The organism is Bradyrhizobium sp. T-12, from assembly GCF_058314695.1.
In genome coordinates this window covers 4,225,718-4,241,240 of sequence record NZ_CM177756.1, presented here as the reverse complement: position 1 = coordinate 4,241,240, position 15,523 = coordinate 4,225,718, and the positions used below count along the sequence as shown (strand labels likewise).

The following is a 15,523-nucleotide window of genomic DNA, read 5'->3' as shown; positions in this document are numbered from 1 at the left end:
GTCAGATCAGATCGGTCAGCGAAGCGTAGTAGCCCTCGAACCCGCGCCGCTTTTTCAGCACGGTCTCGAGATATTCGCCGAGCACGGCGGTGTCCTGCACCGGATCCTTCACGACCGCGCCGATCATGTTGCTGGCGAGCGTTTCCGGCGTCAGCTTGCCGTCGTTGAAGAAGGTCGCCTGGCTGATCCCGCCGATCATCACCGCGATCGCCTCGGCCGTCGACAGTCCGCCCGAGGGCGATTTCAGCGCGACCTTGCCGTCCTCCGTCGAGCCCGAGCGCAGCTCGCGGAAGATCGAGACGACCCGTGCCACCTCGTCGGCGACGTTCTTCGGCGCCGGCAGATCGAGGTTATGCGCCATCTCGCCGACGCGCTTGACGATGATCGCGACTTCCTCCTCGGCGCTGTCGGGCAGGGGCAGCACGACGACGTTGAAGCGGCGCTTGAGCGCGGAGGACAGTTCGTTGACGCCCTTGTCGCGGTTGTTGGCGGTCGCGATGATGTTGAAGCCGCGCTGGGCATAGATGGCGGTGTTGAGCTCGGGGATCGGCATCATCTTTTCGGACAGCACGGTGATCAGCGTGTCCTGCACGTCGCTGCCCATTCGCGTCAGCTCCTCGAAACGACAGAGCTTGCCGCTCTCCATCGCACGCATCAGCGGGGTCGGCACCAGCGCCTCGCGGCTCGGCCCGTGCGCGAGCAATTGGGCATAGTTCCAGCCGTAACGGATCTGGTTCTCGTCGGTGCCCGCCGTGCACTGGATCACCAGCGTCGAATTGCCGGTGATGCCGGCGGCGAGATGCTCGGACACCCAGGACTTGGCCGTGCCGGGCACGCCCAGCAGCAACAGCGCGCGATCGGTCGCGAGCGTCGCAACGGCGGTCTCGATCAGCCGCTTGTCGCCGACATATTTCGGCGTGATCACGGTTCCGTCGGCCGCCTTGCCGCCCATGAGATAGGTCACGACCTGCCGCGGCGAGAGCGTCCAGCCTGGCGGCCGATGTCCGTCGCCCGCGGCCAGCGCCTTCAGCTCCGCGGCGTAGCTGTCCTCGGCCGGCAAGCGCAGTTTCTCGCTCATGGATTCGCTCCGTTGTCGTCCAACGCGGCGTTGAGCCGCAGCATGTCGAGACGCGGGTCGCCCTGCAGCAGGCCTGCGCCGGTCAGTCGTTGCAATGATCGTTGCGCGCCATCGCGCGAGGCGATCAGGCCCAGAGCGTGGAGCTCTGCGAATTGGTCGGAGGGCTTCGCATCGTCGCGCTGAAGCGCGGCAAGCAGCGTCTTGCCCGCTGGTGCGGAGAGCGGATCATCCAGGCGTGCCGCCGGACCTGCGACCTGTTGCGCCAGTTCAAAGCTGATGCCGTGACTGTGCAGCGCAGTTTCGGCATGCCTTGCGCGCTCGGCGGGGGAGAGCCGTGGCGCCAGCGCAGCAATGAGGCCGGTCGCGTCGCCTTGGCTGATGGCGTCCGCTGCCTGCGTGACATGCGCATCGGTCCCGGTCGAGACGATCACATTGATCAGGGCCATATCGGCGGCGTGGTCCACGTTCCAATCCCAAGCGGCGATCAGCTCCTGCGGCGCAAGACCGAGCGCGCCGGAAAAGGCGGCGAGATCGGCGCCCTCGAACAGTGCCTTGCGTCGTTGCCATTGCGCCGGCGTCTTGGGCGGTTCGGCCTGGACCACGCGCGAGCGGCGCAGCAGCCCCTTGGTTCTCACCGAGAAAAAGCCCGCAAGCTCGGCGATGTCCTCGCCGCTCGCAGGGCCGTGGCCGAGCCGCCCGAGCAGTGAGGTCGCAAGCGCCTTGACCTTGGGCGCACGATCGTTCGCTGCGATGCCTTCGAGGAAGGTGACGTCATCATCGGACAGCCGCTCCGACAGCAGCGACAGCAGGCGCAAACGCGTGTCCGCAGTCTCGCCGGCGAGCCTTGCCTCGAGCACCCCGCGTGCCGCGGACGGGTCGTCGCGCCTGAGGCCGGCCAGAGCCGCCTTGCGCGCGGCCGGCCAGAAGTCTTCCCAATTGTCGGCGGTGAGGCGGTCATTCGTCTGCCGCCGCGCGGCGCCGTCGGCCGCTGCGATCGCGGCCCAGTCGCGCCAGGTTGCGTAGACATCCGGCGCATCGTCGTCGGCGGCCGCGGGCATCCAGTCGGCGGGATGCATGGTCCAGCCGCGCGCTGCGAGAAAGTGCACGAGTTCGGTCCCGGACTGCGCCTGTTTCTTCGCCGCGAGGATTCGGCGCGCCAGCGGGCGCAGGGGCTCCGGCAGGGTCGGCAAGGTCAACGCGGGAACATCGGGCAGGACGCGCAGTGTCGCGCCCGGCTCCATCGTCACCGCGGCGCCGAGAAACTGGCCTGACAGAGCGAGCAGTCGCAACTCGGCCTCAGTGGGATCGTCGCCGAGCTCGGCGCGCCAGAAGGACGCCGCGGGCGCGGCCGCCGATCCCATCGTCCAGCGCGTCAGCACCGCGCCCATGGCATCAAGCATCGTCTCGGCCTCGATGACTTCAGTCATGACCGCCGATCCGTCCCCAAGGGGTCTGCGCGGCGAGGATCGCGAGCCGGTTGCCCGACCATATCGCAGCGGTACGCGTGAGGTCAGTGCCGCAAAGCAGGCTACTGACCTCCGAGGCGATCGGCAGTGTCGCCATGCCATCGGTCGATCGCCACCAATTATGTCCGGCATCGTCGCGCGCGATCCGGCCCTGCGGCAGCAGCAACGGAATCTCGATCGCCCACGGCTCGGCCAGCAGCGGGCGCGTCAACGCGTCGGATATTGTTGCATCCGCCAGGGGCCATTCCGAGGGCGGCAGCTCCCCCCCGGCATCGCGCCGGACGAGCAGAGCACGAAGCGGCTGTTGCGACGGATAGAACACGAGCTCGCCGTGAAAACGCTCGCCGGGCGTGAACACCGAGCCGCGCCGTCCGGCGCTCGCCGGGAAGAAGTCGAGCAGCATTGCGAAGCGCGGACCTGCGGCAGACAGATTGAGCAGCCAGGCCGTCTGCGACACAAGACCGTCGCGGCGCGTCTGCACCTGCTCGGCCAGCACCTCCCAGTGCGCATCGACCCGCGGCGCTCGCGGGTCGGCCAGCACCGTCTCGCGCGTTTCGGACGCAGCGACGGCGCGCCTCGTCTCGGCATCGCGCGGCGCGGCACGGAAGGCGCGCGCGAGCAGGACCAGCTTGCCGAGCTCGACGACGGCGCCGCGCGGCCGATCGCCTGCGGGCAATGCGAGGAGGCGGGACGGCAGCTCGTCGATTCGGCCGGCGAGCACCGCGGCCTTGCCGTCGACCAGCCGCGCCGCGATCCGCCGGCAGCGGGCTGTGGCATCGTCGATGAAGCCTGCCAATCCCATGCGGAGCTGATCGCCGATCCATTGCTCGAGCGCGTCCAGCGCATCGAGGATGGCGCGTTCGGTCTCCTCAGTGCGTTTTGCCGCCTGGGCCTCGCGTCGCGCGACATCCTTCGGGTCCTCGGCGACGTCAGGTCCGCCGGCGCGCGCGGCACGCAGATCCTTCTCGCCGCCTTGTGGCGCATTGTTTGCCGGTTTTGCCGCGGGCGTGCCGCGCCGGCGTCCCAGCCAATCGCTGACCCAGGCCGGCGTGTCGGCGGGCGGGAACGGCAGGACCTGTTCCGCATTCAGCCACAACAGGCCGAGCACGTGCTTGCAGGGGAATTTGCGCGACGGGCAGGTGCACTTGTTGCCGAGGTCGCGCAGGTCGGCCATGACGCGATAGGGATTGGCGCCGGAGCCCGCGCACTCACCCCAGATCAGCGCGCCGTCGCCACTTGCGCCGACGCCGGACCATTTGCCGGGCTTGGCAAGGCCGGCGGCGGCCTTGAGCGAGGATTGATCGGTGGCGAGTTGCTCGACCGCTTTCAGATCAATCGCCACGTCGCAGTCCCAAATCGAATCCAGGAGTGGCAGTATATCGAGGACGGATGAAAGCTCAATGTCGCCGCGAGCGATCCATGTGCTGCACGCGGTGATCGTCATGCCGATGGGCGTCCGGCGAGTCGAGCCCGAGTTCCTTGCGGATATTCCGCGTCAGCTTCGCCGCGATCAATGCATGGGCCTGCACCAGATAAGTTGAGAGCTCGGCGTCGGGCAGGGCGTTGTTGCTGGCGAGCTGCACCCATTTGGCGCGCGCCAGATACGGCGCGGGCCGCGCCAGGCCGTGCTCGATCAGCATGGCATAGGCCATGTTCGAGGTCTTGAACATGTAGCCGCCGGAGCGCGCGGCAAAGCCGCCGCCGAGCGCGAACATCTTGCCGCCGACCTTGAACACGGAGGTGCCCTCCCACTGCACCACCTTGGTGACGGCGGGCAGGCGCAGGCAACGGGTCTCGAAGGTCCTGGGTGTCATTGCAGGAGCGATAGCACGCCGCGCGCGGCTTGCAACGTGCGTGCTAACGAAAGAGGACCTCAGCCTGAAGGCGGTGTGACGCCGGCGTCGCTGGCCCGCCAGGCCTCGGGAACGACGAACACTTCGTCGGCGCGGCCGTAGCCGCCGTCCGGGACTTCCTCGATCAGCACCATCGTATGCGGTCGGGCCGCTTCGCCGAAATATTCGACGAACAGCGCGGTGAGCCGATGCACGATCTCCGTCTTCTGGGCCCGCGACAGCGCTGCTTGGGGAATCTTGATGTTGGCGAAAGGCATGATGATCTCTCCGGTTTGAATTCGTGTCGCGTCAGATCACGCCGCCATTGGCGCGGATGACCTGGCCGTTGACCCATCCGCTGTCGCTTGCGGCAAGGAAGGCGACGAGCCCTGCGATGTCGTCGGGCTGGCCGAGGCGGCCGAACGGGTTCATGGCGGCGATCGCGCGCACCTGCTGCTCGCTCTTGCCCTCGAGGAAGAGCCGGGTCTCGACCGGTCCGGGCGCGACGGCATTGACGGTGATGCGCCGGCCGCCGAGCTCCTTGGCGAGGACATGCGTCATGGCTTCGACCGCCGCCTTGGTCGCGGCGTAGACGCCATAACCGGGCTGATAGAGGCCGACGACGCTGGAGGAGAAGCTGACGATGCGGCCGCCGTGGCGCAACCGCCGCGCCGCTTCGCGCATCGAGCGGAAAACGCTGTCGAGGTTGACCGACATTTGCCGCGAGAATGCTTCGTCGGTCATTTCAGCGAGCGGCCCGAGCTCCATCACACCGGCATTGTTGACGAGGACATCGACGCCGCCGAAGGCGCGCTCGGCGGCATCGAACAGCCGGGCCGGCGTTGCCGGATCGGCAAGATCGGCCTGCACGGCGATGGCGCGTCCGCCCGCGGACTCGATCTCGGCCACGAGCGCATCGGCGGCACTGCGGCCGCTGGCGTAGTTGATCGCAACCGCAATTCCGTCCCGGACCAGCCGGCGGACGATCGCCGCGCCGATGCCGCGGGAGCCGCCCGTGACGATGGCGGCACGCTGATGTTGATGGGTCATGGCAGGTCTCCCTCGATGTCTTTCGACCCGAGACATAGCTGATCGCTTTGGCCGGATAATCAGCCCCGACTTGCCATCACTTGTCGGATATGGTGAACAATCGCCCATGGACCGATTTGACGCCATGCGCCTGTTCGTCCGCCTCGTCGAACGGCGGAGCTTTACGGCTGCGGCTGCGGACCTTGGCCTTCCACGCTCCACGGCGAGCGAAGTCTTGCGCGGCCTCGAAGCGCGCCTCGGCGCACGCCTGCTGGAACGTACGACGCGACATGTCACTCCAACGCTCGACGGCGAGGATTGTTATCGCCGCTGCGTCGCCATCCTCACCGAGGTCGAGGACGCCGAAAGCGCGATGCGTGATGCGCGGCCGCGCGGTCTGCTTCGTATCGATGCGCATCCTTTGCTGACCCGCACCTTCATTCTGCCGCATCTGCCGGAATTCCTTGCCCGCTATCCGCAGCTCGAATTGCAGATCGGGCAGGGCGACCGGCTGGTCGATCTCGTTCGGGAGGGCGTCGATTGCGTGATCCGGTCGGGCGAGCCCGGCGACAGCGGCATGATCCAGCGCCGGCTCGGCACCATCGCCGAGATCACGGTGGCGAGCCCGGAATATCTTTCCCGCCACGGCGTGCCCACAACGCCTGATGCGCTCGACGGTCACCAGATGGTCGCGTTCGTCTCCTCGCGCACTGGCGATGTGCTGCCGCTGGAATTTTCCGTCGCCGGCGCGCTTCGCCACATCGTGCTGCCGAGCCGGGTGCGCGTCAACAATTCCGACACCATGGCCGATCTGGCGCGGCTTGGCTTCGGCTTGGCGCAGGCGCCTCGCTATCGGTTTGCGGAGGATCTCGCCAGCGGCGCGCTGGTCGAGGTGCTGGCCGACCATCCGCCATCGCCCACGCCGCTCTCGGCGATCTACCCGCAGAACCGCCAGCTCGCGCTGCGCCTGCGCATCTTCCTCGACTGGATCTCAGGCATCTTTGCCGAGGCGAGGCTTTCGTAGCCCTGACCGAGCGTAGCGCGGTCCGGGCTACGAGAGCTTGCATTGCCGCCAATCTATGACCGTCACCCTGCGGTGCCGGAGCGAAGCGGAGGCCTCGAAGGGCGACGGCCCGGCTGCATCTCGGCCCGTCCATCCTTCGAGGCTCCGCTTGCGATGCTTGGCATCGCAAGCTTCGCACCTGAGATGACGGAACAAACATTTGCGCCTCGATCGCGCCTCTTTGTGAGTTGTGACTCCGTTCGAGACCGCTACGATGCCTCCGCTCCCTCACCACAGGGACCAGCAGCAAGCGGAGGCGACATGAGCGGGCAGGAACGGAAAGTCAAAGGGTCGGACCTGTTTGTCGCGGCGCTGGAGAATGAGGGCGTCGATCGCATCTTCGGCGTCCCCGGCGAGGAGAATCTCGATGTGGTGGAATCGCTGCGCACGTCCAGGATCGAGCTGGTCCTGACGCGCCACGAGCAGGCCGCCGCCTTCATGGCCGCCACCCATGGGCGGCTGACCGGCAAGCCCGGTGTTTGCCTGTCGACGCTCGGCCCCGGTGCGCTCAACCTGTCGACCGGCGCGGCCTATGCGCATCTCGGCGCGATGCCGATGATCCTGATCACCGGCCAGAAGCCGATCATGAGCAGCCGGCAGGCGCGCTTCCAGATCGTGGATGTGGTCGCGACCATGAAACCGTTGACGAAGCTGTCGCGGCAGATCGTCAGCGCTTCCAGCATTCCGACCGTGGTGCGCGATGCGTTTCGCGTCGCGATGGAGGAGCGGCCCGGGCCGGTGCATCTCGAGCTGCCCGAAGACATCGCCGGCGACGAAGTGCCCGCCGTCCCCGTGATCCCAGTCCATCCGATCGAGATTCCCGTCGCCCATCGCGGCGCGCTCGACCGTGCGGCCGAGATGATCCTGGCCGCAAAGCATCCGCTGGTGATGATGGGCGCGGCGACCAGCCGGCCGCGATCGACCCACGGCATCGCGAGCTTCGTGCGGCGCACCGGCATTCCGTTCTTCACGACGCAAATGGGCAAGGGCACGGTGCCCGGCGGCACCAATCTCTACATGGGCACAGCCGCGCTGTCCGAGCGCGATTATGTCCACGATGCCATCGACGCCGCCGACCTGATCGTTGCCATCGGGCACGATCCGATCGAGAAGCCGCCCTTCATCATGGGCCCCTCGGGGCCGAAGGTCATTCACGTCAGCTACACCTCGGCCAGCGTCGAGCAGGTCTATTTCCCCGATGCCGAGGTGGTCGGCGACGTCGGTCCGAGCCTGGAGCTGCTCGCCGACCGGCTGGAAGGCAAACTGCCGCAGGCTGCGGCGCTGCTGCCGCTGCGGGAAGAAATCCTGGGGCACATCGCCGACCGCGCCACCGAGGCGCGCTGGCCGCCGACGCCGCAACGCATCGTGCACGACATCAGGCAGGTGATCCCGGAAAACGGCATCGTTGCGCTTGACAACGGCATGTACAAGATCTGGTTCGCGCGCAACTACCGCACCCGCGTCGCCAACACGCTGCTGCTCGACAATGCGCTGGCGACCATGGGCGCCGGCCTGCCCTCGGCGATGATGGCCGCGATGCTTTATCCCGACCGGCGTGTGCTCGCGGTCGCCGGCGACGGCGGCTTCATGATGAACAGCCAGGAGATGGAGACCGCTGTCCGCCTCAAGCTCAATCTGGTCGTGCTGGTGCTGGAGGACAACGCCTACGGCATGATCCGCTGGAAGCAGGCCGTCGATCATTTTGCCGATTACGGCATGACCTTTGGCAATCCGGACTTCGTCCAGTACGCGCAGGCCTATGGCGCGAAGGGCCATCGGATCGAGAGCATCGACGGTTTTGGTCCGACGCTCGATGCCGCGTTCAGGGAGGGCGGCGTGCACCTCGTCGTCATCCCGATCGACTATTCGGAGAACGTGCGGGTGCTCGTGGACGAGTTGCGGGCGCATGAGAAGGCGAAGGCTTGAAGACGACGCTCTCGTGCCCCGGCGTCTGGGATACAGAGCAACAACTTGTCACGGACTCCCCGATCGTCGAAACTGCCAGTCACCAACCAACCACAGGAATATGAAATGACCCGCGTTCGTTGTGTCACCGAGATGGGCATGGGCGTCGACGTCCACGGCAGGGACGCCACCAAGGCGGCGAAGCGCGCGGTGTCCGATGCCATCAGGCATTCGAGCCTCGGATTCTTCCGGATGATCGGCAAGACCGCGAACGACATGTTCGTGGACGTCACGATCGGCGTGCCGAATCCTGAAGCCGTCGACAAGGAAGCGGTTGCAAAGGAGCTGCCGTACGGCACGGTGACCGTGACCGCGGTCAAGGGCGGGCTGGAGATCCCCTCAGCCACGGAGGTCGCCAACGATCCCATCCTCATCGCCAATGCTGCCGTCATCGTCAGCTTCGACAAGGATTAGGCCGGTGTCCGACAGCGATGAGGCGTTGCTGGATCGTCCGATCTGGAGCGCGCTGACGACGAGCCAGAAGCATCTGGCCGAAGGTGGCCCGCGGGCGCTGCGCTATCCCATCGACATGACGCCGTTTGCCGACATGGTCGATATGTCCGCGGCGAGCTTTGCCGGGCTCCGCGATCTCTTGTCGGGCACGCAGGTCGCCGTGCTGTTCACGCCGGAGCCGGTCGATACGCCCGCCGGCTTCAAGGTCGTGCTGGCCGAGACCGGCGAGCAGATGATCGGCTCACCCGCCGACAGCCCGTTGCGCGATGCCGAGATCGTCACGCTGGGAGTGGCCGACGTGCCCGCGATGATGGTGTTGGTGGAGCGGACGAAGCCGGGTCCGTTCGCGCTGCGCACCCATGAGCTCGGGACGTTCCTCGGCATCCGCGCCGGCGGCGAGCTGGTCGCAATGACGGGCGAGCGGATGAAGCCGGGAAAGTTCGTCGAGATGACGGCCGTCTGCGTGCACCCGGACTATCGTGGGCGCGGCTATGCCCAGGCGCTGCTGGCGGCGGTCGCGCGGCGGATCGAGGCGCGCGGCGAAATCCCGTTCCTGCACGTGTTTTCCAACAACACCTCCGCGATCGCGCTGTATCAGCGGCAGGGCATGCGGATCCGGCGTCGGCTCTACGTGACGGCGTTTATGCGGGAAGGATAGGCGCTCCACGGGGCGCCCTTCATTTCCTGCGAATTTCCGCTATATCCAACCCAACCAAGATTGGGGAAACGCATGGACGCCAGAACGACCGATTTTTCCGCCGTACGGACGGCGATGCAGCGCTACGTCGATCAGGAGATCATTCCGGGCGCATCCTGGGCCGTGCTGCGCGGGCGGGAGGTGGTCGACCAGCAATGCGTCGGCTTTGCCGACCGCGAGGCGAACGCCGCGCTTCGGCCCGATCATATCTTCCGCGCGTTTTCCAACACCAAGATCTTCGTGACTTGCGCGATCATGCTGCTGGTCGAGGAAGGGCGCATCGGCCTCGATGACGCGATCGAGACACTCCTGCCGCAGCTCGGCAATCGCAAGGTGCTGAAGCAGGGCGCTGCGAGCCTTGCCGATGTCGAGCCGGCAAAGAGCCCGATCACGATCCGCCACCTCCTGACCCATACCGCGGGCCTCAGCTACGGCATCTTCGATCCCGGCACGGTGCTGTTCAAAGGCTACAACGAAGCGCGCGTGCTCAATCCGCTGACGCCACTCTCCGACATGATCGACAGCCTCGCCAATCTGCCGCTGTCCTATCATCCCGGCGAGGGCTGGGAATATTCTGTTGCCACCGACGTGCTCGGCCGCGTCGTGGAGGTTGTCTCGGGCAAATCCCTCGATGCCTTCCTCAAGGCGCGCATCTTCGATCCCCTCGGCATGACCGACACCGGCTTCTACGTTCCGGAAGCGCAGCAGGGCAGGCTGGTCGCCCTCTACAATGGCGCCGACGTGCTCGATCCCATGAAGCCGGGCCTGACCCGCGCCGACAATCTGCCGTTTCCGCAAGCCTATCGGCGGCCGTTCCCGCGGCTCTCGGGCGGCGGCGGTCTGGTCTCGACCTTGCCTGACATGCTCGCGCTGGTCCGCGCGCTGCTGCCGGGGTCGGACGCGCTGTTGAAGCCGGAGACGTTGCGGCAGATGATGACGAACCAGCTGCCGGCAGGTCAGACCATCCGCTTTGCCAATCTCGGCCCGATCCCCGGCAAGGGCTTTGGCCTCGGCGGCGCCGTCACCTTCGCGCCGACGCCGTTCGATCCCGAGAATTCGACCGGCGAATTCCAGTGGGGCGGTCTCGCCGGCACCCATTGGTGGATCTGCCCGAAGGCCAATACCGCAGGCGTGCTGATGGCCCAGCGCTACATGGGGTTCTGGAATCCGTTCTTCTTCGAATTCAAGCGCCTGGCCTATCAGGCCGCCGGAGGCTGACCTCCGGAAAAATTGTCGCCCGCCGCGAATCCTTTTTGGCGCGCGCGCCCTCTTGGTAGTCGAGGCAGTCAGCCTCGGCTCATCTCGGAGGACGCAATGGCATTTTACAGGAAGAACATCGGCGGCCTGCATCAGGCGGTGCGGATCGCCCTGGGCGTCGCGGTGGCGGTCGCGGCATTCATTTATCTGGCGGGTGCGACGGCGTGGCTGGTTGCGCTGGCCGGCGCCGGCTTCGCACTGACGGGGCTCGTCGGCTATTGCCCGATGTGCGCGATGGCCGGGATCGGGCGAGGGGGCGTGTCGTGAGCGCGGCTGCGATCTCGCCGAAACTGTTCGAGGCCGCTCGGCTCGGCGATCCCGATGCGATCGCGCGCCTGCTCGAGACGGCGCAGCCGGACATCCGCCGCTATGCCCGCGCGACCTGCCGCAGCTCGGCCGATGCCGAGGACGCGGCGCAGGAGGCGCTGTGGATCCTGTTCCGGCATGTCGGCACGATCCGCTCGCTGCTGGCGTTTTCGGCCTGGCTGTTCAGCGTGGTCCGCCGCGAATGTCTTCGATTGGCCCGCAAGGCGGGCCTCGTGCTCGCGGTCGATGAGAGCGAGGCGGAGGCGCTGCTGCTGTCGCGCCCCGAGGCCGATCTGCGACTCGACGTGGCTGCGGCGTTTGAGGCGCTGCCGCCGCATTATCGCGATGTTGCGCTGATGCGCGACGTCAAGGAAATGACGATCGACGACATTGCCGCCGCGCTCGGTGCGACCAGGCAGACCGTGAAGGCCCGCCTGCATCGCGCCCGCGCCCTGATGCGCGAATATCTGACGAGATGAGACATGAGCAATTATCAAAGCCCTGACGATCTGAAATCTGTTCCGGCCTTCGTGGCGCTGGCCCCGGTCGAGGCCAACGCGTTCCTGGCGTTCAACCATGCGGTCGAGCGCAAGGACGGATTGATCCCGCCGAAATACCGCGAGCTGATCTCGCTCGCGGTCGCCCTCACGACGCAATGCGCCTATTGCCTCGACGTGCATACAGCGCAGGCGGCGAGGGCCGGCGCCTCGCGGGAGGAGGTCGCGGAAGCTGCCCTGATCGCGGCGGCGGTCCGTGCCGGCGGCACGCTCGGCCATGCGCTGCTGGCGCAGCGTCTATTCGAGCGCCATCGCGACGAGGCGGAATAGATCTTGGGAGCGGGGGGCGGTGCCTCCCACTCCCTGTTTGTGTCAGTCCTTCCACGGATCGAACTCACCTTCACCGGCCATGGCGACGGCGAACGGCCGCAGCGTGTGCAGCACGCGCACGGTGCCGGCGTGCTGCGCCAGCACGTCCGGCAGGCGGCGATAGGCCATCGGGCTTTCGTCGAGGTCGGCGCCGATCAAGGTCACGCCGCGCTCGTTGAGCCACTGGCCCATCTGCTCGCGCGAGAAGCGCCGCTTCGCCTCCCGTCGTCCGAACAGGCGGCCGGCGCCATGCACGGTCGAATAGAGCGAGGCCTTGGCGTCCGGGCTGTCGACGCCTTCGAGGATGACGGCGTCGTCGCCCATCGAGCCGCCAACGAATCCCTTCTGGCCGGGAAACGCCGGCGTCGCGCCCTTGCGCACCACCCACAGATCGCGCCCGTCGTGGGTCTCACGCCAGGCGTAATTGTGGTGGTTGTGCACGCTCTCGGTCACGCAGCCGCCGATGATCTGGCGGACGCGCTCGACGACCCACTCGCGGCCCGCATAGGCATAACGCCCGGCGAGCTGCATCGCCGCAATGTAGCGGCGGCCGAGCTCTGAGTCCTCGTCGACCACGGCGGGCGGAACGTTCATGCCGTCCTTGCCGCCGGCGGCCTTGAGGTAGCGCGTCGCGGAAGTGTGCCCGAGACCGCGGCTTCCGAAGTGGACGCCGATCCAGACGAAGCCCTCCTCGTCGCGCATGAGGTCGACATAATGGTTGCCCGATCCGACCGTGCCGAGCTGGCTCACCGCTTTCTTGCGGTAGTCCTCCATGTCGCTCTCGCGCCAGGCATCGCCGTCGTCGAACAGGTCGTGCTCGGCCCGCTCGGCATTGGCCCGGCCGACGCCGAACGAGATCGTCTTGGCGACGTCGCGGATGATCGTGGGGACGCGGCCCGCGATGTCGTCGAAGCGCGTGTCGAGCTTTGCCGCCATGTTGCCGCAGCCGATGTCGAAGCCGACGCCGGAGATGCTGATCTGCTTCTCATAGGCGATGACCCCGCCGACCGGCTGGGCGTAACCGAGATGGCCGTCGGCGCAGATCACGCCGGACACGACGTTGCCGACCGCCATGCAGTTGCGCATCTGCGCGATCGTCGCGTCCTCGTGCGGGCCGAACACCTTCAGCGGCGCATTCTGGAAGCGGGCGTCCTGCATCCGGAACTCGGCGATCGAGCTCGCGGTCGCATTGGCCTCGCGGGCCAGATGTTCCTTGCGCGCGGCATCCTTGTACAGGCACCAGGCCGGCTGGCCGCGTCCTTCGCCGACGCGCGAGTCGGGATCGACACCGGCGGCGAGGCAGAGCTCGCGGGCGCGTTCCATGTAGGGATCGGGTCGTCGCATGGTCATAGGTCCTTGTCATTCCGCGCGCACTATAGAAGGTGCGGGCAGATCATTTCAGAGAATTTGCCGACACCGGGCGCAGCATCCTGCGTCCGGGGTCGTTGTCGTCGCGCATCAGTGCAACGCCGTCTCCGACGCTGCGATCCACGCGACCACGGCCTCGGAGAAGCCGTTGACGCGCGTCCAGGCGCCGTGACCGACACCGTGCTGATACGAGGCCACGTTCACGATGGTGCCGCGCGCCTTGGGCTCCGGCACCCGGTCGTGACTCTGCTCGTCGGTGAAGACGATGAGGCGATCGCCCTTGCGGTCGATCTCCGTCACGGCCTTGCCGAGATAGGTCCCGCCGTGGGACTGCGAGTTGATGATCGCGTCCCGCAGCGCGAAGCCGCGGCGGGGCGGGACCTTCACGACATCATTGCTGAAGGTGAAGATCTCGACCTCGTCGCAGATCTCGCGGGCGAGGATCGCAAGACCGCACGCCGCCTCCGCGCGCGTCATTTCCGACTGCGCGGAGAGGGTCGCGAACATCGAGCCCGACACGTCGATCAGGAGCCGCGTCCGGCCGGGCAGCCGCACATGGTCCTTGACCGACTTGAGCATCGCAGCCTCGAGCTCGGGCTCGAAGTCCGGCGCATAGCGCGCCGCCGTGATGAAGCGATAGGGAAGGATACGATCCGTCCGCATCGCCTCGATCGCGCCTGCGATGGTCTCGCGCGGGACCTGCGCAGTCTGCATCAGCCGCAGATTGCGCAGCAGCGCCAGGCCGCCGAGCTTTCGCTCGTCGATCAGCCGCTCGAAGGTCTCGCGCTTGCTCTTGCCAGCCGAGAGCGAGACCTCCCAGGTGTCGGGGGAGGCGAGCTCGCCGTCGACGAGCTGCTTCCAGACCTTTGCCTGCTCGGCGTCCTTCGGCTTGGCGTGCACCAGGAACAGCACGTCCCTGATCCGCACCGCGCCGTCGCGGTCCCACTTGGCGAGCTGGTAGGCGTCGAACTTGGTCAGCGCGCGGGCAAGACCCTTCTTGACCTGTGCGGAGACCGGCTGACGCTTGCGCTGCTGCATCGGCCCAAGCGCGTCCGCCCAGTAGATCGCGAGCAGCTCCGTCATCTCGTCGGGCCGCTGGATCACCTGAGCGAGCGTGTCGGCCACGAGAGCACGGTGCTTTTCGCTGCGCGCCATCTCGCGGATGACGAGCAGCGGCGCATGCCGCAGCTTCATCACCTCGCGCGCCTCGATCGCGAGCTGGGCGACGCGCGCAGGCGCGACCTTGGGCACCAGGGTCTTGATGCGGTCGGCGATCGCGACGCCGTCCTCGTAGAACTGGTCCTCCCACAGGAGGCAGTTCATCAGCGCGCGCTTCAGCTCCATCTCGGGCGTGAAGCGGATTGCGCGTGCGCCCTCCCGCGTGAAGGCGCGAACGATCTTGTTGAGCCTGACCATGACGGCCTCCTCTTGGGTTGATGGGGACATGGAAGCGGGTGCCGGGGAACAAGCGAGGCTGTCCTGCCCGCGAGGGGCTCCACATGCTCTACCGCTGAGCTACGGACTTTCGTCCGGAAGGAGTCGAACCTTCGACAGTGTGATTCACGAAGTAACAGCGCCCTTCACCACCGGCGGTGGTTGAGAGGACACGATCCGGGAACGGGCGATGCTGTGACCCGGCAAGCGTGAGCTTGCCGGAAAGCGCTCTATCCTCTGAGCTACCGGTGCATGGAACACCGGGCGGGATTCGAACCCGCGACCTCTCGCGTGGCAGGCGAAGTAACAGACATCTTCACCACGGATCGTGATGGGGTTGGCGGGGAACGATCGATGCTGTTGCTGCCCTTCCGGGCGAACCGCCTTTCGGCGTGCAGGGCTCGAACCTGCTCGGCGCTTTCGCGCCTTTACCACGAAGTAACAGGCATCTTCACCACCGCCAGGCCGATGCTGTCGCATCGGTCGTTGATGGGTACGCTGGGGAACGGGCGATATCGGCTTTCAGTGACGACAACACAGTCGCCGTCCTTACGGACGGATCCTGCGCCGGGCCGCGTGCGAACCTTTTCCGAGGCCGCATCCCGGTGCGTGCGTCAAAGGCGGGAGGCATGCCCGCTGTGCCGTGTGGAAGAAGTATCCGACATCTTCACCACCAGCGTCGTTTGAGCCGCGATGACAGCGGCAAACC

At 66.8% G+C, this 15,523-nt stretch carries 16 protein-coding genes; 8 read left to right on the top strand and 8 right to left on the bottom strand.

Going from position 1 to position 15,523, the window contains the following annotated elements; all coding sequences use genetic code 11:
- Position 1 precedes the first annotated feature (1 nt).
- From AC0WRY_RS20125 to AC0WRY_RS20100, 6 genes are read right to left on the bottom strand one after another with little or no spacing between them, the layout of a single operon-like run.
- Positions 2-1,078, bottom strand: a complete 1,077-nt coding sequence (locus tag AC0WRY_RS20125) for an ATP-binding protein (protein WP_194402530.1) — start codon at positions 1,076-1,078, stop codon at positions 2-4.
- A complete protein-coding gene (locus tag AC0WRY_RS20120; protein ID WP_491120621.1) occupies positions 1,075-2,505 on the bottom strand; it encodes a DUF5691 domain-containing protein in 1,431 nt (476 codons plus the stop codon). The genes AC0WRY_RS20125 and AC0WRY_RS20120 overlap by 4 nt, the downstream gene beginning before the upstream one ends.
- The gene (locus AC0WRY_RS20115) at positions 2,498-3,886 is read right to left on the bottom strand and encodes an SWIM zinc finger family protein (protein ID WP_194402528.1); all 1,389 of its coding nucleotides are present in this window, start codon (positions 3,884-3,886) and stop codon (positions 2,498-2,500) included. Before AC0WRY_RS20115 ends, AC0WRY_RS20120 begins: the two co-directional genes overlap by 8 nt.
- Positions 3,887-3,941: 55 nt before the next feature.
- Positions 3,942-4,358 (bottom strand): MmcQ/YjbR family DNA-binding protein, encoded by a 417-nt coding sequence (locus tag AC0WRY_RS20110; protein ID WP_194402527.1) that lies wholly within the window; start codon positions 4,356-4,358, stop codon positions 3,942-3,944.
- 59 nt (positions 4,359-4,417) lie between these two features.
- On the bottom strand, positions 4,418-4,654 hold the full coding sequence (locus AC0WRY_RS20105) for a tautomerase family protein (RefSeq protein ID WP_194402526.1): 237 nt from the start codon (positions 4,652-4,654) through the stop codon (positions 4,418-4,420).
- A 31-nt stretch (positions 4,655-4,685) separates the two neighbouring features.
- Positions 4,686-5,426: an SDR family oxidoreductase gene (locus AC0WRY_RS20100; protein WP_194402525.1), complete on the bottom strand. Its 741-nt coding sequence runs from the start codon at positions 5,424-5,426 to the stop codon at positions 4,686-4,688.
- 106 nt (positions 5,427-5,532) lie between these two features.
- Here AC0WRY_RS20100 and AC0WRY_RS20095 point away from each other — a divergent pair, with 106 nt between their 5' ends.
- The 8 genes from AC0WRY_RS20095 (at position 5,533) to AC0WRY_RS20060 (ending at position 11,973) form a co-directional block, all read left to right on the top strand.
- Positions 5,533-6,429: a LysR family transcriptional regulator gene (locus tag AC0WRY_RS20095; protein ID WP_491120618.1), complete on the top strand. Its 897-nt coding sequence runs from the start codon at positions 5,533-5,535 to the stop codon at positions 6,427-6,429.
- A 300-nt stretch (positions 6,430-6,729) separates the two neighbouring features.
- Positions 6,730-8,394, top strand: a complete 1,665-nt coding sequence (locus AC0WRY_RS20090; RefSeq protein ID WP_194402523.1) for an acetolactate synthase large subunit — start codon at positions 6,730-6,732, stop codon at positions 8,392-8,394.
- 105 nt (positions 8,395-8,499) lie between these two features.
- Entirely contained in the window at positions 8,500-8,847 is a 348-nt protein-coding gene (locus AC0WRY_RS20085) for a Lin0512 family protein (protein ID WP_018646107.1), read from the top strand.
- Positions 8,848-8,851: 4 nt separating this feature from the next.
- Positions 8,852-9,544, top strand: coding sequence for a GNAT family N-acetyltransferase (locus AC0WRY_RS20080; protein ID WP_491120615.1), 693 nt, complete (start codon positions 8,852-8,854; stop codon positions 9,542-9,544).
- 72 nt (positions 9,545-9,616) lie between these two features.
- Complete coding sequence (locus AC0WRY_RS20075; protein WP_491120613.1) at positions 9,617-10,801, top strand: serine hydrolase domain-containing protein; 1,185 nt, start codon at positions 9,617-9,619, stop codon at positions 10,799-10,801.
- A 96-nt stretch (positions 10,802-10,897) separates the two neighbouring features.
- Positions 10,898-11,107 carry a YgaP family membrane protein gene (locus tag AC0WRY_RS20070; RefSeq protein ID WP_194402520.1) on the top strand — a complete coding sequence of 70 codons (210 nt, stop codon included), beginning with the start codon at positions 10,898-10,900 and terminating at the stop codon, positions 11,105-11,107.
- Positions 11,104-11,625, top strand: a complete 522-nt coding sequence (locus AC0WRY_RS20065) for an RNA polymerase sigma factor (protein WP_491120609.1) — start codon at positions 11,104-11,106, stop codon at positions 11,623-11,625. Before AC0WRY_RS20070 ends, AC0WRY_RS20065 begins: the two co-directional genes overlap by 4 nt.
- 3 nt (positions 11,626-11,628) lie before the next feature.
- On the top strand, positions 11,629-11,973 hold the full coding sequence (locus AC0WRY_RS20060; RefSeq protein WP_194402518.1) for a carboxymuconolactone decarboxylase family protein: 345 nt from the start codon (positions 11,629-11,631) through the stop codon (positions 11,971-11,973).
- Between the two features lie 42 nt (positions 11,974-12,015).
- Here the strand turns inward: AC0WRY_RS20060 and AC0WRY_RS20055 are convergent, their stop codons facing one another.
- Complete coding sequence (locus AC0WRY_RS20055; RefSeq protein WP_194402517.1) at positions 12,016-13,356, bottom strand: RtcB family protein; 1,341 nt, start codon at positions 13,354-13,356, stop codon at positions 12,016-12,018.
- Between the two features lie 114 nt (positions 13,357-13,470).
- The gene (locus tag AC0WRY_RS20050) at positions 13,471-14,796 is read right to left on the bottom strand and encodes a TROVE domain-containing protein (RefSeq protein ID WP_194402516.1); all 1,326 of its coding nucleotides are present in this window, start codon (positions 14,794-14,796) and stop codon (positions 13,471-13,473) included.
- Positions 14,797-15,523: the final 727 nt, after the last annotated feature.